The organism is Shewanella pealeana ATCC 700345, from assembly GCF_000018285.1.
Lineage (GTDB): Bacteria > Pseudomonadota > Gammaproteobacteria > Enterobacterales > Shewanellaceae > Shewanella > Shewanella pealeana.
The window spans coordinates 1982374-2001169 of sequence record NC_009901.1 but is presented as its reverse complement, the minus strand read 5'-3'; the positions used below and the strand labels follow the sequence as shown (position 1 = coordinate 2001169).

The following is an 18796-nucleotide window of genomic DNA, read 5'->3' as shown; positions in this document are numbered from 1 at the left end:
AAACAGGCACTCTTAAAGAATAAATGCGAACTTATGTACGAGCTCTCAATTGAGTAGCGAACTCAGGCTCTATGATATTTACGCGAACCAGTTGATAATTCTACACGACGAGTTCAAGACTCTTTGATACGGGCTACCTTAACTGGCTGATTTTAATCTTCGATTGTGCATTTTTGTTGTTTGAACGCTTTTACGCTGAAATTAACTCTGCTTTATATTCTGTACCCTGTGTAAGCATGGCATAGGCAGTTCTGACCGTCTTATTGGCTAACGCCACCGCGGCGCATTTCTTACCCCGTCGCTCAACCAAAGCCTGAACCCAGCGCTCCTTCGTCGTTTTGGGTTCTCTTTTGACCATTTGACTAACCGCTGACAACGCACCTGTGATTAACTGGCTTCTGAGAATGCTATTCTTAACGTGTTTTCCTATGGACCCCAGTTTGGCCTTTCCACCTGAAGAATATTGAATCGGCGTTAATCCAATACAGGCAGATGCATCTTTTCCTGTGGAAACAACACCAATATCAGCGCAACCTAATGCGATATAAAGATTAATAGCATTGAGAGTACCCACCCCTTCAATTTTTAATAGTTTTTTAGCCTCAGGATGAGTGTTAAGTGACTTTTCCAAGCACTGGTCATAAGTTGCTATAGATGTGACGACAGCTAAATACTGTTGCCAGGCCGCCGCAAGAGCGTTACGAAACTCAGAAGAAAAATCATTTTCAGCGTCTTCTAACGTTGATTCAATCACACCGCGTAAGCCGCCATGTTTGGTTGACGTCATCAGATTAAACTCTGCTAATAATGAAGTGAGCTGGTTAGTCATCGCCGTTTTTTGTTTAATAGCCAGCTCTCGTAGTCTCATAATAGATTGCAGTTGCTGCTGCTCGACTGATTTACCCGTGATGAAGTTGACCTCGGGCAAGAGTGCCGCCTGAACAATCGCTAAAGCATCATTTTTGTCTGTTTTTTGATTTTGCCTGACAGCTGAGACTAACTTTGCTGAAATTAACTTAGCCTCATGGCCAAACGTCATTGCTTTTTGTTTCCAGTAATTAGACATTCCACAAGCTTCGAACACGATGGTTACGGTGGCAAAGTTAGCCAGCCAGTCGATAAATTCATTCGGTGTCATTTCAGTATTTGAGTGCACCTTGTTATTTGTGAAGACACAAACTTGAATTACATTTTTAGCCAGATCAACGCCAACAATCGTACCTTTCATTTTAAACTCCGAAATCTCGTGAGAATTGACTTATACCGTAACGAATTAAAGAGTGGGGAGTCCAATTATCTACACGGGATAGTTCGTGCGCTTATTTAAGGTAATTTTGTACAGGTATAATGACCTTGATGAATGAGACAGATTTATCGATGCTAGAAAGTGAAATAGTTGCATCGATAATTTTTTAACATTTGAAATAACAGTTACTTATCATACAGCTAGGTTTCCGATTTAATCTAACAAGAGACCCGATAAATGTTCTGCATTACTTTGCGGGATGGTAAGTTGTAATTTTGTTAATTCCAGAGGGTTAACTTCTTTACATCAACGAGTTACGCTGCTAGCTTTGATGTAAATTAATAAAGTGCAGGGATTTATCCGAGGCGCTGGATAATAAGCTGTTATGTGCTAGAAGCGCGTTTTGAGATAGTAGGGTAACTTATTGGATAAAATAACTTTTTTCGAACGTATGGAACGACAGATAACCTCGGGTAAAAAGGTAGCTACGATTCGTGATAAAACGGAGAGTCACTATTATGTCGGACAACTTCTTGAAGCGAGCACTCATGAAGAAGGTAGAAAAATCTGCGATATCGAGATTCTAGGCGTAGAACCTGTAAAATTCGCAGAGTTAAACCGAGAGCATGCTAAAGCAGAGAACTTACCGTTTGTGTTTATGCTCAAGTGGATATTGCGCAAGATTTACCCCACCGAAAATAGCTTGTATTTTATTAGGTTTAAGGTGATTCGCTAAATTTTTGGTGCAGCCGAGTCGGTCATAATATTTCGCACATAACAAAGTGTTTAAGAGGGACTCAAAACGCTTGGCGATTTTGCGTCAAATTTGAATTAAGTGTTTAATCACAAAGTTTTAGTTCTGGGGCGTAGTGTATTTCGCCCCTTAACACGGCGTTAGGTGTCAACGGGTGTTGCTAATTCTGGCAATGCTATAACTGAAAAGAAAAGGAAATCAAAATGAAAGCAATTATTATTAGTTTATTTTTATTATGTATTAGCTTTAACATACAAGCTAGCGGATCCGTTGAAGGAGTTACAAAATATTCTGAAGCTTCAATGAAAGAGCTAAAAATTGATTCGTTAAGTGCTTTAATCGTAAATCACTTTAATTCAAATAATCTCAACATTAAAAATATCAACACTATTAAATATTTAGAAAATGGTTTTGAGACTGAAATGACACAAAAAGAAAAAGACAAAAACCTTCTTTCAGCAGAAGTTGTTGAGGTGTTAATTAACGATAAAGCACTAATTATCAATGCAATATCGCATAAGGCACCTAACAAGTAACTAAAGCGGGGCTTTTTACAGTTTGCTCGGTTTCGCTTCGTTACACAACTTTAGCAAACTAATAAAAAGCCCCTTAACGTGGGCGTTAGCCACTATTGTGAATTCGTTTTAATTTCCATTTAAGATTGAATCTAGAGGGACTAAGAGTTGAAGAAACTAATCGCTATTTTTACGGAAAAACCTAAAGGACTGATTGCAGAAAATAAAATATATAAATTTGGCTTTCTCACTATTCTATTGTTATACCTTTTTTGGACGTTAAGTATAAGTCTTGATTCTTCGAATCCGTACAGGTATGGCAATTATGATATTCTAATAATACCAATAATGTTGTTATTAAATCATATATCATTCAGTTTTAAATTTAGCACATATTACACAGTGATATTACGAATGCTGGCTATTAGTTGGTTGGTATTTGGGGCTGTTTGGTTCTTCATTACTTAATATATCTGAAATAGTCAGAGATGGCTAACAAGCTTATAAATCAAGACTCACTCAAGGCTGTCATGCCGTTTGCTGTGCTAATCGCCCGCCAGCGCTTGGTTCACTTATTATAAGGGCGTTAGTGCACATCTAATTGACATGCTTAAAATCAAATTCCTAGCTCACTTTTGTCCAAAAACGAGCTAGGGCTATAGTCATAACTCAAAACCCTAATAGCGCATTTAGGCCTGCAGAAAACACCCTTTCCCCATCGAAGTTGCCGAAATACGTTGAAGAAATAGTCGTAATGCCCACATGGATGTGGGCATAGCTTTCGCGGGGCAGGATGCCCCATCGGAAGCGTTAGACTATTTCGAATAAGTATAAGGCTCGTATCTAATGCATGTAACTTCGTCGGGGCGTCATGGTGGATGCAAGGAGGATAAGGACGAGCAGTCCTCCTTGCTCGGGTGTGGGCGAAGCGCCACGACTTTTATCAAGCACCGCTTGATTGCTTAAAACGCTTTAGAGGTTTTCGAACTAAAAACTTTAAGTCACTTTTGTCCAATAACGAATTATGGTTCTAGTGTAATGGCATAGCTAATTAACCCACTTAATTCTAAGCATAAAAAAACCTGCAAAGTGCAGGTTTTTTCTGGTGGTAAACCGAGTCTCAATTACTTGAGTGGCTGGTTCTTCTCAGCAAATTTATTGAAAATAGAATTAAAAGATAGTGATGCACCATGGGCAATTTTATCTGATAATGTTTTCTTAAGCTGATACTGCACCTTAATCACGGTACGCTCATTAGCAAGCTTCATGATGACATCATCACTTGTGGCGATTTCATCGACAAGGCCAAGCTCAATTGCTTGTTGGCCATACCAATGCTCACCTGTCGCCACTTTATCAAGATCTAAATCAGGACGGTACTTGGCAATGAACGCTTTAAACAGCACATGAGTCTCTTCCAACTCTTTTTGGAACTTCTCACGCCCTTCATCGGTATTTTCACCAAAGATAGTCAGAGTACGCTTAAAGTCACCTGCTGTGTGTTGCTCATAATCGATATCGTGCTTCTTCAATAAACGATTAAAGTTAGGTACCTGAGCCACCACGCCGATAGAACCTACGATAGCAAAAGGAGCTGAATAAATTTTGTTGGCAACACAGGCCATCATATAACCGCCACTGGCGGCCACTTTGTCAACGCAGATAGTCAGAGGGATCTCAGCCTGTCTTAAACGGTCAAGCTGGCTAGATGCCAAACCGTAACCGTGAACCATGCCACCGCCACTCTCAACATTAACAATAACTTCATCGCCCTTATCTGCGATAGCTAAGATAGCGCTGATCTCTTCACGCAGTGATGCCACTTCGCCAGCATCAATGCTACCTTTAAAGTCGACAACAAACACTTTAGGCTCAGCTTCTTCAACCTGATCTTTTTGCTCTTTCTCTTTGGCTTTCTCGTCAGCCTTTAATTGCTTCTCATAGGCCTTGAATGCTTTTTTAGATAATAACTCTTCTTTTAAGTCATGCTTCAATAATGCTAGGTTTTCGCTTAGGTTGGTTAACTTAAGCTCGCCCTTTTCAGCTTTCTGCTTCATAGAAGACGCTAAGACAACAATCACTACCGCAATAATCGCAGCGACGATAGTGACCGCTTTGGCCAAAAATAAACCATATTCGTACAGGAATTCCAAAATACTCTCCAGCTAGACCAATTCACTCTCTTCAATTTGGAGCTATTCTAGCAGTCTATTTACCAATAAAACATGGCAATAAAAAACCCAGCTTTCGCTGGGTCTTTTTTTACACAATTCTAGGTTTTACTGTGCGTAATTTTATGTAAATTACTGGGCACAGGGTGCCACAACATATTGTGCAGCTTCCTCTGTGACTAGACCTAGATAAATAGTCGGGCTATCGGCTGTAGGGATCCCTGCACTGTGTGAGAAGAAAGCGGCCTGAGTTTGCATCTCTACCGTTGCAATATCTTCAAAACCATCTGTAACTCCATCAACTGGCGATGGGTCAACTAGCGAGCTGTGATGGCCTTTAGAGAAACGTACAGCTCCTGAGCCAACAGTTGTGCTATCAATACATGCAAGCCCTAGGTTTGCAATCAAAGGTTCTGTACCTGAAGTAGGGAAACCTGCAACACTATTAGGTAGTGTCTGATCAGGAAGACTGTTTGCTCCATCACCGACAACTTCAATTAAGTGAAGTGGAAGTCCAGTAGACTTAAGCATAGCTGCGTGGTTAATCGGATCTGCACTATCAACAGCCGTTTGAACCGCAAAAGCAAATGTCGGTAAAAATGCATCATACACGGACTTAACTAACGCATCGTATTCAGGCGTATCAGGTAGATAACCTAAATCTTTGTTCGCTTCATCGACTAACGCCATAAATGCTTCTGTCGCCACTATGTTTTCAAACAGCATAGGACCAAATGTCGCTGAGCCGATAAAGGTTCCAGCAAATCCACCCGATGGGGCGACGAGTGACGTAGCATTAAGTTTATAAACGTGGCTTAAATCAGCTCCAGATGGATGAGTCAGGCCTGTGCTAGCGTAAGTGGCAAAGTTAGTGCCAACGATAGCACCTAGACTCAAGCCTTGAGCACTAAATTTATTAATATCAAATAATTGAGGCGCTTGTAACTCCATTAGCTTGCCAGCATAACCGGTAAACGCGGCGCGAAGGGCTAAATGATCAAATGTCGCCTGACGGAAGTTATCACGCACAGTCAATGTACTACCGATATTAATGAAAGCTAACGGGTCACCCATTGAGAAAAGAACATCGTCACCAATAACTGCACCATAGGCAGGATCCGTTGCCGAAACAGTATAAGCACCAGGAACCAGTAAGCCCTTACCAAATGAGCGAGCGCCGTGAAGTGGCATATCAATTGCGATTGTGGCTACGCCAAGTTCACCATAAGTGCCCGCGAAAGCAAACGCCATCTCTTTACCGCCACCTAAACCATGCATGGCAATTGTCACTGGCCAGCCAGTTGCTGGAGCAGGCGCATAGTTTGGCACTGTCATTTGCACTGGTACTACTTCGTAATTTTTAACCTCTGGAATGGGGTTAAACTTAGTTAGGTGTCTTGCTTTATCAACGGCAGTGCCATCATCTAACATCCAATGCTTACCCGCCAGTTGAGCAGGATCGCTCAGCGCAGCAATTGGATCCTCTATTCCATTCTCAATGGCTTGAGTGAAATAGCTCTCTTGACTCAAGGTGCCGCTTTCAAGGGCTTTTAACACTGAGACCGGGCTGTCATAAGCCGCAGACCAGATACCATTAATCGTTGGATTACCTTCAGCATCTAGACATTCAGTAGATGAACAATCACCGTAAACAGGTAGTTTAATTGCAGCAGACCAAACATTGACCTTACTTGCACCTTCATATGCTGGGTGCTGTTCTGGCATCATCAAAGCTTGTGCTAATGTATAGCCACTGTCTGTTGGCATCTGTACAAACTCTGGCATATAGTCAGGGTCACCTGCGATCAGTAGTTTTGATACTTCATACACATCGGCGACTGACTGAGTGGTGAACAGGCCTGAATAACTTATTGATTCAGAGTCAACTCCCGCTCCAGCCATACCTTTTTCATAACTGTTTACTGCCGCTTGCAGCGCGAGTTGCTCGGGAGTCTGTAGTGGCTTGGTTTCGATATCAAGCTTTAATAAGCCATATGTTGAAGACGGAGAAATAGATCGACCCGCAGAGTCTTGGATAAGACCGGTTGTAGCATAAACATAAGATTGATTAGATTTAAGCGGCTTTAATGGAACGATGACGATGGTATTACCAGAAGTGGTGCTCACAAAGTCCACACCAAACTGCAGCTCTGCGCCAACCTTACAGGCTGTAATATCTGGCAGTGCTTTACACTCTGGATCCGATGATAAGGCGCCACCAACCGTGGCTTCAAACATCTTGACTGCGCCAGGCTGCTCAACCGATGCTTTACTTAGCGTCAGCATAGCGCCATCGTTATCCATGGCTGGGGCGACTTCAATACTGATTGGCGCCGTTGTCGACCAACCATCTAGCGCACCGAGTGCGATACTCGGATCAGTATAATCGCCGTTCTCTTCACTTGGCGCTGTGGGATCATCACTTTTAGGAATGTTAATAGTGCCATCGGTCGTGCCGCTAAAGAGAATATCATTGGGTAGTGGTAACTCACCATTTCCCGGATCAAAAACGATAACTGACTGAGGAACCAAAGGCTCAGTTTTATCCACTAATTCATTATAACTGTCTTCACTACAAGCGGTTAAACCTAATGCAGAGGTGATTGCTACGCCCAAAAAGAGTTTTTTCATCTTTTTTCCCCAAATCTTGTTGTAATAATTTTGTTTTCACTTAGAAATTGGTCACAATAGTCAGCAGAGTATGACCAAGAGGACTTATTGTTAGTCCTTAACTGAGTTCAAGTTAACGTAAAATTATTGACTTAGCTACATTTTTGTTACATCCAATCGGTAATTGAGCGAGCAAAGATTAATCGTTTGTTTAAAACAGCTGTTTATCATATCAGCGACTCTAGAAGTGACGGGCGTTTGCGCTCTGAGGAAGTATTAACTCATGTTGGAATATCAAGCAGCAAAAGATCTATTAAAAGACAAGACCATTTTAGTCACTGGCGCAGGAGACGGCATAGGTAAGGCCGCGGCTATCGCTTTTGCAAAACATGGTGCAACAGTTATCTTGTTAGGCAAGACAGTTAAGAAATTAGAAGCTGTGTATGACCAAATTGAACAAGCGGGTTACCCTACTCCTGCGATTGTTCCTCTTGATCTTAAGGGTGCGACTGAACAGAACTATAAAGATATGGCCGACACCATAGAAGAGCAGTTTGGTCAGCTAGACGGTCTATTACATAACGCCAGCGTATTAGGTGTATTGGGTCCGTTTGAGCACATGACAATGAGCACGGTAAATGAAGTTATGCAGGTTAATGTCATTGCAGAGATCATGCTGACTAAGGCTCTGCTACCTGTGATGCGTAAGTCTCCAAGTGCTTCGCTACTCTTTACCTCAAGTAGTGTGGGCCGTCAGGGACGTGCATACTGGGGCGAGTACGCTATCTCTAAGTTCGCCACCGAAGGCATGATGCAATCTCTTGCTCACGAATATGAAGATACCAATGTACGCGTTAATAGCATCAACCCGGGCGCCACACGCACTGGCATGCGCGCAAATGCCTACCCGGCTGAGAATCCGCAAACGCTAAAAGCACCAGATGAGATCATGGCAACTTACCTGTATCTAATGGGTGAAGACTCAAAAGATATAAATGGTCAGCAGTTAAACGCGCAATAAACTGCTCTTTACTGTAAACACATTTCAGGACAAGACATTATATACAAAAAGGCCGCTAAAATAGCGGCCTTTTAAATGCGTTTTGTTCGACTATCTCTAGTCGATAGGCTGGTTAGCAATTAGCTACGCTGACGCGTTGGCTTTGGCTTACCTGTAGCAACTTTATGCTTATGTACAGCGCGCTTGATTTTTGCGCTACGTACTTTATTACGTGCAACACTGTGTTTATCAGTGCCCAGCAATGTACGAGTTTCCTCTTCCATACCCGCTGTTTTACGTAAGTAGTTAACTTCTTCAATTGGCAACTCAATCCAACCACCACGTGGCAGAGCTTTAGGCAGTTCAATCATACCGTAACGAATACGGATAAGACGACTTACCTGAACCTCTTGAGATTCCCATAGACGACGAACTTCACGGTTACGGCCTTCAGCTAAGCTGACATGCCACCACTTGTTCATGCCTTCGCCACCAGCAGCTTTAACTTTGTCAAAGTTTGCTGGGCCATCTTCTAACGTTACGCCCATGCGTAAACGTTGGATACAAGCGTCATTCACTTCACCAAACGTACGTACAGCGTATTCACGCTCCACTTCATTTGATGGGTGCATTAGGCGGTTTGCTAGTTCACCATCAGAGGTAAACAACAATAAACCTGATGTGTTGATATCCAAGCGTCCTACAGCAACCCAGCGTGAATCGCGAGTTTTTGGTAGACGGTCAAATACCGTTGGGCGTCCTTCTGGGTCTTTACGACTACAGATTTCACCTTCAGGTTTGTGGTATGCAATAACACGACAAACCACATCTTCTTCAGAACGAATTGAAACTGTACGGCCATCGATACGGATCTTTGCGTCAGATTCAACGCGATCACCTAGGCTTGCAATTTCGCCGTCAACACTAACTCGACCTGCAGCAATCCATGCCTCCATCTCACGACGGGAGCCATGGCCTGCACGGGCCAAGACTTTCTGCAATTTTTCACTCATTAGTAGACTCTTCTGTTTTTTCGGTCACGCCGCTCTCAACATGGAACAGCGCGTCCAATGATTTGGCATCTGACAGAGGCGGTAGATCCGCAATACTGTCAATGCCAAAATAAGCTAGAAACTCGGTGGTGGTTGCATAAAGTGCCGGTCTACCCGGAACCTCTTTATGGCCAACTACTTTTATCCAATTTCTATCGTTTAAACTCTTGATAATGTGGCTGCTAATCGCAACCCCACGAACAAATTCTATGTCACCTCGTGTGACAGGTTGACGGTAGGCAATCACCGCCAGGGTTTCTAAGGTTGCACGCGAATACTTCGGTGCTTTCTCTTGCCATAGCGGCTGTAAAAAAGGACTCAATTCAGCCAATGTCTGAAATCGATACCCTCCCGCAACCTTTACTAATTGTACACCTCGATTTTCATAATCGAGCTGTAACTCTTCGATACATGCCTTAATTTTAGCCCGCGACACATTAAAACTAGACAATACCGTCTCTTTTAATGCTTTTATCGTCATCGGCTTGGCCAGCACAAATAGGCTAGCCTCAATTAACTGTTTAAGCTGATCTGGATTTATCTGAGACAATCAGTACGCCCTAACATGTATAGTTGAAAATGGCTCAGCTTGTACAAGCTCAACCAGCAATTCCTTAACCAGCTCCATCAATGCTAAGAAGCTTACTACCACACCACTTCGCCCCTCTTCAAATTCAAATAGGGCCTCAAATGGCAAGTAAGTTTCGGCGTTGAGCTTAGCCAAAATCTGCGTCATACGCTCACGAGTCGATAAGACTTCCCGCACCACATGATGATTTTCAGTTGCTTCAATACGCTTTAATACTGATGAAAATGCTCTAGCAATCTCGGTAAGCGATACCTCAGGAGGCAGTAGCTCAGGTTTAATGTTGTCAGCAGGAATGGCTTTGGCCTGAAACAGGTCTCGCTCCATCCTAGGCAACTCATCTAACTTTTCCTGCGCTTCTTTAATCACCTCATAAGCTTTTAACTGACGGATTAGCTGTGCCCGAGGATCTTCCTCATCTTCAAGCTCAATCTCGGGTCTAGGCAGTAACAAGCGAGATTTAATCTCAGCTAAGGTTGCAGCCATAACCAGATAATCAGCTGCAAGCTCAACACGCGCACCTTGAAGTAAATTCACGTATTCTAGGTACTGTTGCGTCACAGAAAAAATTGGCAAATCAACAACATCAAGCTTCTGTTTGCGGATTAAATAAAGGAGAAGATCTAATGGTCCTTCAAAAGACTCTAGAAAAACCTCCAGCGCTTCTGGAGGAATAAAAAGGTCTTTCGGCATCACCTTAAACGGCTCACCTCGAACAACGGCTAAAGGCAATTTTTGCTGAACGCCCTCCATCCGTAACACCCTCTATTTTCGCAAACGCGCGATTATACCTGTAAATGCTATTTGATTAAAGCAATTGCCGTTGCCATTTGATTTTAACAAGCGCTAATACTAACAACGGCGATAATTCTAGAGGAATGGCGTGACGTCGCCTGCACCTTCACGAATGACTTCTATTTCACCATCCGATAGGTCGATAACGGTAGTTGGCTTCTCGCCTAAATAACCACCATGAATAATCAAGTCGACTTGATGCTCTAGAATGTCACGAATGTGCTCAGGATCAGACTCGGTAAACTCTTTGCCTGGCAAAATAAGACTGGTAGACATCAAAGGCTCGCCTAGAGCTTCTAACAGTGCCAACGCAATCACGTTGTCTGGGACACGAATACCGATAGTCTTCTTCTTCGGGTTCTGCAGACGTTTAGGCACCTCTTTCGATGCCATAAAAATAAACGTGTAAGGTCCCGGTGTATTTTGCTTAAGCAAACGATAGGCTTGATTATCGACACGGGCGTAAGTAGCAAGCTCAGACTGATCACGGCACATAAGCGAGAAGTTATGGTCATTGTCGATCTGTCTAATACGAGCAATTTTACTCATCGCATCTTTATCGCCAATCAAACAGCCTAATGCATACCCCGAATCGGTCGGGTAAACAATCACCCCCCCCGTTTTAATCACGTTTACGGCTTGACTAATTAAGCGTGCTTGAGGATTTTCCTCATGCATATAAAAAAACTGACTCATTGTACTACCTTCCATTTATCTGACTGCCAAACCCAATCCACTCCTTGGGGTTGGAACATATTTTTACCGATCTCAATCCAGCTACTTGGGAAATGAAAATCGCTACCTAACGAGCATGTCAGGCCATTTTTGATGCTCAGCGCGATCAGGTTGTTGCGATCGTCTATTGTTTGTTGACCGAGTACGACTTCCATCGCATCGCCGCCCGACTCTTTAAACTCACGAACTAAACGCTTGAGCCATTTTGCAGATAGCTTATAACCGCTAGGATGCGCTAACACTGCCACCCCACCCGCTTGATGAATTATCTCAATGGCGCTAGCCATGTCCTGCCAATTGTTAGGCACATAACCCGTCTTACCTCGAGCCAAATACTTCTTAAACACATTGGCCGTAGTGGTCGCGTAGCCTTGTTCGGCTAACCAACGAGCATAGTGTCCTCGGCTAATAGCGGCATCGCCAGCGAAGCTTTTAGCCCCTTCATAGGCGCCCTTGATGTCAGCCTTCGCAAGTCGCTCGCCAATTTGTTTGGCTCGACTCGATCGTAACTCACGTTGATTCACTAAAAATGCGGCCAACTCGACATTATCGATATCAAGATTAAGCCCAACGATATGAATATCGAAATTGTTCCATCGAGTAGAGATCTCAACGCCATTAATCAGTTCTAGTGGGGTCTCATGGGCTCGATTAAACTCATGAGCCTCTATCAAGCCATCAGTGGTGTCATGATCGGTAATGGCAAACATGTGCACGCCTTTACTTATTGCGCGCTCAATGAGTTGTGACGGGGTTAATTGACCATCTGATGCGGTCGTGTGGCTATGTAAATCAACCAATTTAAAGTCTGTGATATTTTCATCGTTCATGGGCATATGATACTTGAGTTTGTCGATGAAAGGTGATTTTAATCCGGTTTTTAGTAATTTACTCTTAGCTAACTATCCAAAGCGATATTGGCCCCCAAGGAGTAACAACTCACTAGAAAGTGATAAATAAACTATTACTTCATATAAGATTTTCAATATCCCCCTAAACAAACCTGCTTTTAACATAATCTTTCTGCATTCAGTTAAAACCTGCATCCCTCCTCGCTAATTAAGACATTTCATTTATTCAATTTCTTGAGCAAACGCAACAAATTCATGATAATTCAATGGGTTTATGCCGGTTAGACGGCAGATTGATTACAAAGAATTGCTTACTATGCGTTCGCCAAAATGGCATATATCAAGCCTCGCGAATAATCGCTTATTACGCAGTTGGGCTATTAAGAGTTCCCCCTTTGTTACCGAGTAAAAAATAAAATGAAAAAGACATACCTAGCATTAGTTCTAATAGGCGCTATGCCTTTGCTAGCACATGCCGAAAAAGAGATGGCATTCGCTCCTTCCTACTTGAGTATGGAGGGAGAAAAACAGCCCGAATTAAAACAATGGCGAGATGCAAAAAGCTGTAAGGGCTGCCACCCTCGCCAATGGCAAGGCTGGCAGGGCTCAATGCACTCCATCGCATTTATCGACCCAGTATTCCAGGCGGAATGGGCAATGGGTGAAAAGGAAACTAATGGCGCAGCAAAAAATCTCTGTGGTGGTTGTCATACCGTACTCGGCACAGTAACCCAAACCGTGGAATTCAAGTCTGAATCAGGAAAATTTGGCGGCTTTACCACTCAAGCTATCGCTAATCAGGGCGTATCTTGTGAAGTATGCCATAGCGTTGTTGACACTAACGCAACGCACACCGCCACAGCGGAGCATGGCAACGCATCACTGGTTATTGCCAATGATAAAATTAAGCGCGGACCGTTTGATGATGCTAAGCCCCGCGGCCACAAAGCCGAGTATTCAGAGCTGCATACCAAGTCTGAATTTTGTGCAAACTGTCATAACGTGTTTAATCCAGTTCACGATAACTTTGCTTTAGAGCATACTTATGAAGAATGGAAAAAATCACCTTACGCAGCCGCTGATATTCAATGTCAAGATTGCCATATGGTGCCAGTAGAAACTGCTGTTCGCGTAGCTGATGAAATGCTACCGGCTAAACAACTCAAAGAGCATGGCTTAGGTGGTAAGGCTGCTTTAGGAGGAAAAACTCGTGGCCTAGTACACGACCATGGGTTTGTGGGTGGTAATGCTGTGATTGCTCCACTACTCGGTGTGGAGAATGGTCAGGCTCATGCCGATGAGGCCATTAAACGCCTCAAAACCGCTGCAGCTTTAGAAACCAAGGTATCAGGAACTAGCACTGCGCCAGTACTTGAAGTTACCGTATTTAACCGCCGTGCGGGCCATGACTTACCTACGAGCTTAACCTTTATTCGCCAGATCTGGCTTGAGGTCATTATCCGTGATAATGCGGGTAAAGAGATCTTGCGTTCAGGCTCATTAACTGCCGATAACGCTTTGCCAGAAGGTACGGTCATTTTCCAAGATACCGCGGTTGATGTTCACGGCAAACCTGAGCACAAACCATGGCGAGTCGCGAGTTTCTCTGTGCAAAACACCATCCCAGCAAAAGGCTCGAAAACGGTTAAGTATCCGTTCACTTTGCCAGCAGGGACTACGGACTACAGCGTAGAGACCAAGCTACATTATCGTTCATTCGATCAGAGCGTTGCCGATCTGTTACTCGAAGATAAAGTGATTGTTCCATCGGTTGAAATGGCAAACTTAAGCCAAACTTACCAAGGGGTTACACTTAAGTAATCATTGAGCTTGTCACCTCAAATCAATGTTTGGGGTGACAAGAGTGAGTACTTTAGACTAGCCGCAATTTAATTGCGTTTGCTGCTGACATTGCGCTAATGACTGTTCAGCTGACTCTAGCCCTAGACAATAATCAAATCTAAGAGTTCTCTTTTCAGACATCGCGCTTTGCAGTGGATCTAACTGCTGCCAACGCCAACCTTTAATCTCTTTTTTAGTGTACTTGCCCAAGTGTTTATTCGGAATGGAACTTACAACTTCTACATTTTCAGTGTATCCCTCTTCTGAAATATCAAAAGACAATACGGTGCATCCTTGCAACTTTGCTTGAGCAAGTGCAACGGGATAGTGGGGCGATTTATTGCCTTCTCTGTGCCAAACCTTTTGTGTTTTCGGTTCGACATCAGTCAGTAAAACTTCACCGTAAATGTTTTTAGCCTGACTCACTTGCGGTACGAAGAGCAGCGCAGAAATCGCTAAACCTATCACTTTCATATACATTCCTTTGTTTATTATTGCACTCGCCAACCTAATGGCCTAAACCGTTTAAATCAAGTGCTTAAGCAAAACTAATTTTGCACTTATGGCAATAACACAATAAACCTATTCGTTTAATTACCGCTGCTTATAACCACTATGCTTATTGCAGTATTCAAACTTTCTGCTGCAGCTTAGATAATGCCCATCACTCCTATCACTCCCATAACTGAATAATCTTATGTATAAAATCTTCATTATTACCCTGAGCCTACTCTCGACGCTGGTCACCACAACAACACCTGTTTTTGCCCAAAATATTGTCAAGCAAGCGGTGCATCTAAATAGAGACATCAATAAAACCAAAAAACAGTATAAGAAGCAGGTAAAAAAAGCTGAACGTAAACTGGATAAGGTACAAGCGAATATCAATACCGTAAAAAAGGGCGACTATGCTGAGAATCAGTTACAAAAAATTGAAGACAAGGCTTCACATGATCTAAAAAAGAAGAAACGAAAGCTGGTTGATGATTGGTTAGCAGAGTAATCAGATATCACGCATCAAAACTTTAGCTTAACGAAACAACAAAGCTAATAACGTCCGCTCTAATCCAAGCCGATGCTATCGGCTTTCACTTTTTCCCCGCCTACTTGCATGCTACACTCAGCCTCACTTTTTGAATCTTAAACTGATACAAGCCTATGAAGCAGTTGCTCGACTTTTTACCTCTTGTCATTTTCTTCGCCGTCTATAAATTTTTCGATATCTATATTGCCAGCGGCGCGTTAATCGCGGCAACCGCACTGCAACTTGTCATCAGCTACCTGCTATATAAGAAGCTTGAGAAAATGCACCTTATTACGTTTGTGATGGTGACGGTATTTGGCTCACTCACGCTCATATTGCACGACGACTCTTTCATTAAATGGAAGGTCACCATAGTCTACGCCCTGTTTGCCATCGCCTTAGGTGTTAGCCAGATAATGAACAAGCCACTGCTCAAGAGCATGCTTGGTAAAGAACTTATCGTCGAAGATAAAATATGGGCTCGCGTGACTTGGTACTGGGTCAGCTTTTTCGTAGTCTGTGGCCTAGTAAATATCTATGTTGCCTTTAGCTTATCTCAAGAAACTTGGGTTAACTTCAAGGTATTTGGTTTAACCGCACTGACGCTTATCAATACCGTGTTAACCGTCGTCTACCTGTTTAAAAACATGTCTGAAGAAGATCGTAAGGAACTTAAATAATGTGGTACATGATTTCATCGCAAGATATTGAAAATAGCCTAGAGAAACGTTTATCAGTTCGTGCCGATCACTTGGCGCGCCTACAGCTTTTAGCTGACGAAGGGCGTCTACTGATTGCCGGACCTCACCCAGCGATTGACAGTGAAAATCCTGGTGAAGCAGGCTTTACCGGTTCTCTTGTTGTTGCTGATTTTGCTTCACTCGAAGATGCACAGCGCTGGGCCGATGCCGACCCTTATATCGCTGCAGGCGTATATGAAAGCGTTATCGTTAAGCCTTACAAACTTGTGCTACCGTAAATTTAAAAGGACCATAAAGTGAAGATTGTTTCATTTAATATCAATGGATTGCGAGCAAGACTGCACCAACTTCAAGCGCTGATTGATAGCCATCAACCAGACATTATCGGCCTGCAAGAGACTAAGGTGCATGACGAAGCGTTTCCTTTCGCTGACGTTGAAGCCATGGGCTACAAGGTGCATTACCATGGCGGTAAGGCCCATTATGGCGTTGCCATGCTGTCTAAGCTTGAGCCTATAAAGGTACAGAAAGGCTTTCCGACCGATGAAGAGGATGCACAGCGCCGGATGATCATGGGCACCTTTACCCAAGAAAACGGCCGTCCATTAACCGTACTCAATGGTTACTTCCCTCAAGGCGATAACATCAGCCATGAAACCAAGTACCCGGCTAAGCGTAAGTTCTACAAAGACTTAATGCTTTATCTGAATGAATATCACAGCAGTGACGAAGATATCGCTATTATTGGCGACATCAACATCTCTCCTGTGGACTTAGATATCGGTATTGGCGAGCCTAACGCTAAACGCTGGCTTAAAACTGGCAAGTGTAGCTTCCAACCGGAAGAGCGTGAGTGGCTAAAAACCTTGATGGATTGGGGTTTAGTCGATACCTTCCGTGAACTCCACCCAGAGCGTAGTGAACGTTACTCTTGGTTTGACTATCGCAGTAAAGGCTTTGTCGATAATCGCGGCCTACGCATCGACGTTGTCTTGGCTACCAAGACATTGGCTGAGCGCCTCACTGAGTCGGATGTTGATTACGATCTACGCGGCATCGACAAGCCATCTGATCATGCGCCGATTTGGAGCACTTTTAGTTAATTAAGCTTTAAGCTGATTGCTATAAGCTAGCTCATTCAAATCTGATCAACATAAAAAATGCCAGCAATAGCTGGCATTTTTTTAACATATTCAAAAGCTTAACAATTAGACTTGTTCATCAATCTTATTTATCAACAATAGCGATTACTACAAAGCAAATAAGCCTTAGCTGATCTTATATTGGCCTAAAATCTGCTCTAAGCCTCTGGATGAATCCGTCAAATTAGTCGCCAGATCCACCGAACTCTGAGCCGTTTGCTTAATCGTTTCAGCCTGGGCGCGAATATCATTTAACTGAGTTGCAATTTCACGTGAAGCCGCGCTTTGTTCCTCTGATGATGCCGCTATCTGCGAGCTCATATCAAATACTATGCTGATAGACTCAGCCATACTATCCACATCTTGGCCTACTGACTCTATGGCCGCCCTGCCCTTATCTGCCTGCGATACGATATCATTGGTAATATTTGAAAGCTTGCCGGTGCCCGTTTGTAATCCTTCAATCATAGATTGGATCTCAACCGTCGCTTGCTGGGTTCGGCTCGCAAGCGTTCTCACCTCATCGGCGACAACGGCAAAGCCTCTGCCCTGCTCACCAGCCCGCGCCGCTTCGATAGCAGCGTTAAGTGCTAACAGATTAGTCTGCTCTGAAATACTGTTGATCGTTGTCACAACCGCGCCAATATCTGACGCCGCTTGAGACAGATCTTGTACCGATACAGAAGCTTCTGAGATTTTTGTGCTTAGCACGGCAATACGCGCAACCGCTTCTGTAATTAATGTCTGACTATTGGCAGCCTGCGCCGCATTTTGCTGAGTCTGATCTGAGGTATTAGAAGCACTGTGTGAAACTTCTTCCACCGCTGCCGTCATCTGGGCCATGGCGACGGCAACTGTATCGAGAAACTGATGCTGATAATCGGTTAGTTCTACGCTATGTCCCGCTTGCTGAGTAAACTCATCAGCCGCCTCATTAAGGGTCTGTGCATTGCGTGAAATTGCCTGCACCATCTCACTCATATTATCGGCGCTTCGGTCAATCTCACGGGCAATAAGGCTAAAATCATCTTTACCAAAGAAATTAAGTCTTTGACTTAAATCACCGTCGGCCAAACGTTTGATGGCCATGTACATATCCCATAAGCCGCCACCGAGTGAAGTCGACACCCAATAACTGACCAAAAACAGCGGTAATAACCCTGCAAAGGCTAACAGCAGCATCTTATTAGCATGAGCTAGTGCCTCTTGCTCCCAGCTCGTTACGTCAACTTGAGCCGTTAACGCCTTATCGTCGACTTGAGCACTGACGGTCAGCAAGTCATTGCGTCGCTGGGTAATTGAACTGCCAGAGATTTTGAGGCCTGCTTGTTGAGCAAATTCGGCCAGAGCGCTTCCTGTCAGCGCTTGAGATTTTGCGATTGCCGCATAGGCATCAACACTCGACTGAGCACGGTTTAAAGAAGAGGATTCAATTAACGATTGGGTATTGTTGTAATTGAGCGTGGCGATTGCTGCGGTGATCATTGCCACCATGGTACAAATCGCCCAAAATTTTCCGTTCAAGCTAAGTTTGATTAGTACAGCATCGACTTTACGAAAACTAATCTGTTTCATTATGATTTCCTTGGCTTAGCCTTACGTATAGCGCTTAAATCTCACTTAGCCCTAATTTAGTCCTGACTTAATCCTGACTTAATCCTGACTTAATCCTGACTTAATCCTGACTTAATCCTGACTTAATCCTGACTTAATCCTGACTTAATCCTGACTTAGTCCCTGACTTAATCCCTGACTTAGCCCTGAGTTAGTCC

At 43.5% G+C, this 18796-nt stretch carries 18 protein-coding genes; 8 read left to right on the top strand and 10 right to left on the bottom strand.

What is annotated here, in order from left to right:
• Window positions 1–190: 190 nt before the first annotated feature.
• The gene (locus tag SPEA_RS08700; RefSeq protein ID WP_012154898.1) at window positions 191–1228 is read right to left on the bottom strand and encodes an IS110-like element ISSpe4 family transposase; all 1038 of its coding nucleotides are present in this window, start codon (window positions 1226–1228) and stop codon (window positions 191–193) included.
• 442 nt (window positions 1229–1670) lie between these two features.
• On the opposite strand from SPEA_RS08700, the gene yqfB reads away from it, so the two are divergent.
• The gene (yqfB, locus tag SPEA_RS08695) at window positions 1671–1982 is read left to right on the top strand and encodes a N(4)-acetylcytidine aminohydrolase (RefSeq protein ID WP_012154897.1); all 312 of its coding nucleotides are present in this window, start codon (window positions 1671–1673) and stop codon (window positions 1980–1982) included.
• 221 nt (window positions 1983–2203) lie between these two features.
• Window positions 2204–2536, top strand: coding sequence for a hypothetical protein (locus SPEA_RS08690; RefSeq protein WP_041410895.1), 333 nt, complete (start codon window positions 2204–2206; stop codon window positions 2534–2536).
• A gap of 1103 nt (window positions 2537–3639) precedes the next feature.
• On the opposite strand, the gene sohB is transcribed toward SPEA_RS08690, so the two are convergent.
• Window positions 3640–4668 carry a protease SohB gene (gene sohB, locus SPEA_RS08680; protein WP_012154896.1) on the bottom strand — a complete coding sequence of 343 codons (1029 nt, stop codon included), beginning with the start codon at window positions 4666–4668 and terminating at the stop codon, window positions 3640–3642.
• 150 nt (window positions 4669–4818) lie between these two features.
• Entirely contained in the window at window positions 4819–7317 is a 2499-nt protein-coding gene (locus SPEA_RS08675) for a VolA/Pla-1 family phospholipase (RefSeq protein WP_012154895.1), read from the bottom strand.
• A 262-nt stretch (window positions 7318–7579) separates the two neighbouring features.
• Here SPEA_RS08675 and SPEA_RS08670 point away from each other — a divergent pair, with 262 nt between their 5' ends.
• Window positions 7580–8317, top strand: a complete 738-nt coding sequence (locus SPEA_RS08670; protein ID WP_012154894.1) for a YciK family oxidoreductase — start codon at window positions 7580–7582, stop codon at window positions 8315–8317.
• Window positions 8318–8436: 119 nt separating this feature from the next.
• On the opposite strand, the gene rluB is transcribed toward SPEA_RS08670, so the two are convergent.
• The 5 genes from rluB to rnm form a co-directional block, all read right to left on the bottom strand.
• The gene (rluB, locus tag SPEA_RS08665; RefSeq protein WP_012154893.1) at window positions 8437–9309 is read right to left on the bottom strand and encodes a 23S rRNA pseudouridine(2605) synthase RluB; all 873 of its coding nucleotides are present in this window, start codon (window positions 9307–9309) and stop codon (window positions 8437–8439) included.
• Window positions 9302–9898, bottom strand: a complete 597-nt coding sequence (scpB, locus tag SPEA_RS08660) for an SMC-Scp complex subunit ScpB (RefSeq protein ID WP_012154892.1) — start codon at window positions 9896–9898, stop codon at window positions 9302–9304. The genes rluB and scpB overlap by 8 nt, the downstream gene beginning before the upstream one ends.
• Window positions 9899–10687, bottom strand: coding sequence for a segregation and condensation protein A (locus SPEA_RS08655; protein WP_012154891.1), 789 nt, complete (start codon window positions 10685–10687; stop codon window positions 9899–9901).
• Window positions 10688–10804: 117 nt separating this feature from the next.
• On the bottom strand, window positions 10805–11425 hold the full coding sequence (locus SPEA_RS08650) for an L-threonylcarbamoyladenylate synthase (RefSeq protein WP_012154890.1): 621 nt from the start codon (window positions 11423–11425) through the stop codon (window positions 10805–10807).
• The gene (rnm, locus tag SPEA_RS08645) at window positions 11422–12300 is read right to left on the bottom strand and encodes an RNase RNM (protein WP_012154889.1); all 879 of its coding nucleotides are present in this window, start codon (window positions 12298–12300) and stop codon (window positions 11422–11424) included. Before rnm ends, SPEA_RS08650 begins: the two co-directional genes overlap by 4 nt.
• 432 nt (window positions 12301–12732) lie before the next feature.
• Here rnm and SPEA_RS08640 point away from each other — a divergent pair, with 432 nt between their 5' ends.
• Window positions 12733–14136, top strand: a complete 1404-nt coding sequence (locus SPEA_RS08640; RefSeq protein ID WP_012154888.1) for a multiheme c-type cytochrome — start codon at window positions 12733–12735, stop codon at window positions 14134–14136.
• Between the two features lie 57 nt (window positions 14137–14193).
• Here SPEA_RS08640 and SPEA_RS08635 read toward each other — a convergent pair whose 3' ends face one another.
• Window positions 14194–14631, bottom strand: a complete 438-nt coding sequence (locus SPEA_RS08635; protein WP_012154887.1) for an energy transducer TonB — start codon at window positions 14629–14631, stop codon at window positions 14194–14196.
• Window positions 14632–14854: 223 nt separating this feature from the next.
• On the opposite strand from SPEA_RS08635, the gene SPEA_RS08630 reads away from it, so the two are divergent.
• The 4 genes from SPEA_RS08630 (at window position 14855) to xthA (ending at window position 16985) form a co-directional block, all read left to right on the top strand.
• Window positions 14855–15160, top strand: coding sequence for a hypothetical protein (locus SPEA_RS08630; protein ID WP_012154886.1), 306 nt, complete (start codon window positions 14855–14857; stop codon window positions 15158–15160).
• A gap of 155 nt (window positions 15161–15315) precedes the next feature.
• Window positions 15316–15861, top strand: coding sequence for a septation protein A (locus SPEA_RS08625; RefSeq protein WP_012154885.1), 546 nt, complete (start codon window positions 15316–15318; stop codon window positions 15859–15861).
• Window positions 15861–16160 (top strand): YciI family protein, encoded by a 300-nt coding sequence (locus SPEA_RS08620; protein WP_012154884.1) that lies wholly within the window; start codon window positions 15861–15863, stop codon window positions 16158–16160. The genes SPEA_RS08625 and SPEA_RS08620 overlap by 1 nt, the downstream gene beginning before the upstream one ends.
• Window positions 16161–16178: 18 nt before the next feature.
• Entirely contained in the window at window positions 16179–16985 is an 807-nt protein-coding gene (xthA, locus tag SPEA_RS08615) for an exodeoxyribonuclease III (protein WP_012154883.1), read from the top strand.
• A 165-nt stretch (window positions 16986–17150) separates the two neighbouring features.
• Here xthA and SPEA_RS08610 read toward each other — a convergent pair whose 3' ends face one another.
• Entirely contained in the window at window positions 17151–18599 is a 1449-nt protein-coding gene (locus SPEA_RS08610) for a methyl-accepting chemotaxis protein (protein WP_012154882.1), read from the bottom strand.
• Between the last annotated feature and the right edge of the window lie 197 nt (window positions 18600–18796).

Excerpts from the sequence above, each read along its gene's own strand:
- SPEA_RS08700 (WP_012154898.1), bottom strand. The coding sequence starts at position 1,228 with ATGAAAGGTACGATTGTTGGCGTTGATCTGGCTAAAAATGTAATTCAA.
- SPEA_RS08690 (WP_041410895.1), top strand. The coding sequence starts at position 2,204 with ATGAAAGCAATTATTATTAGTTTATTTTTATTATGTATTAGCTTTAAC.
- SPEA_RS08675 (WP_012154895.1), bottom strand. The coding sequence starts at position 7,317 with ATGAAAAAACTCTTTTTGGGCGTAGCAATCACCTCTGCATTAGGTTTA.
- SPEA_RS08670 (WP_012154894.1), top strand. The coding sequence starts at position 7,580 with ATGTTGGAATATCAAGCAGCAAAAGATCTATTAAAAGACAAGACCATT.
- rluB (WP_012154893.1), bottom strand. The coding sequence starts at position 9,309 with ATGAGTGAAAAATTGCAGAAAGTCTTGGCCCGTGCAGGCCATGGCTCC.
- SPEA_RS08655 (WP_012154891.1), bottom strand. The coding sequence starts at position 10,687 with ATGGAGGGCGTTCAGCAAAAATTGCCTTTAGCCGTTGTTCGAGGTGAG.
- SPEA_RS08650 (WP_012154890.1), bottom strand. The coding sequence starts at position 11,425 with ATGAGTCAGTTTTTTTATATGCATGAGGAAAATCCTCAAGCACGCTTA.
- rnm (WP_012154889.1), bottom strand. The coding sequence starts at position 12,300 with ATGCCCATGAACGATGAAAATATCACAGACTTTAAATTGGTTGATTTA.
- SPEA_RS08640 (WP_012154888.1), top strand. The coding sequence starts at position 12,733 with ATGAAAAAGACATACCTAGCATTAGTTCTAATAGGCGCTATGCCTTTG.
- SPEA_RS08635 (WP_012154887.1), bottom strand. The coding sequence starts at position 14,631 with ATGAAAGTGATAGGTTTAGCGATTTCTGCGCTGCTCTTCGTACCGCAA.
- SPEA_RS08630 (WP_012154886.1), top strand. The coding sequence starts at position 14,855 with ATGTATAAAATCTTCATTATTACCCTGAGCCTACTCTCGACGCTGGTC.
- SPEA_RS08625 (WP_012154885.1), top strand. The coding sequence starts at position 15,316 with ATGAAGCAGTTGCTCGACTTTTTACCTCTTGTCATTTTCTTCGCCGTC.
- SPEA_RS08620 (WP_012154884.1), top strand. The coding sequence starts at position 15,861 with ATGTGGTACATGATTTCATCGCAAGATATTGAAAATAGCCTAGAGAAA.
- SPEA_RS08610 (WP_012154882.1), bottom strand. The coding sequence starts at position 18,599 with ATGAAACAGATTAGTTTTCGTAAAGTCGATGCTGTACTAATCAAACTT.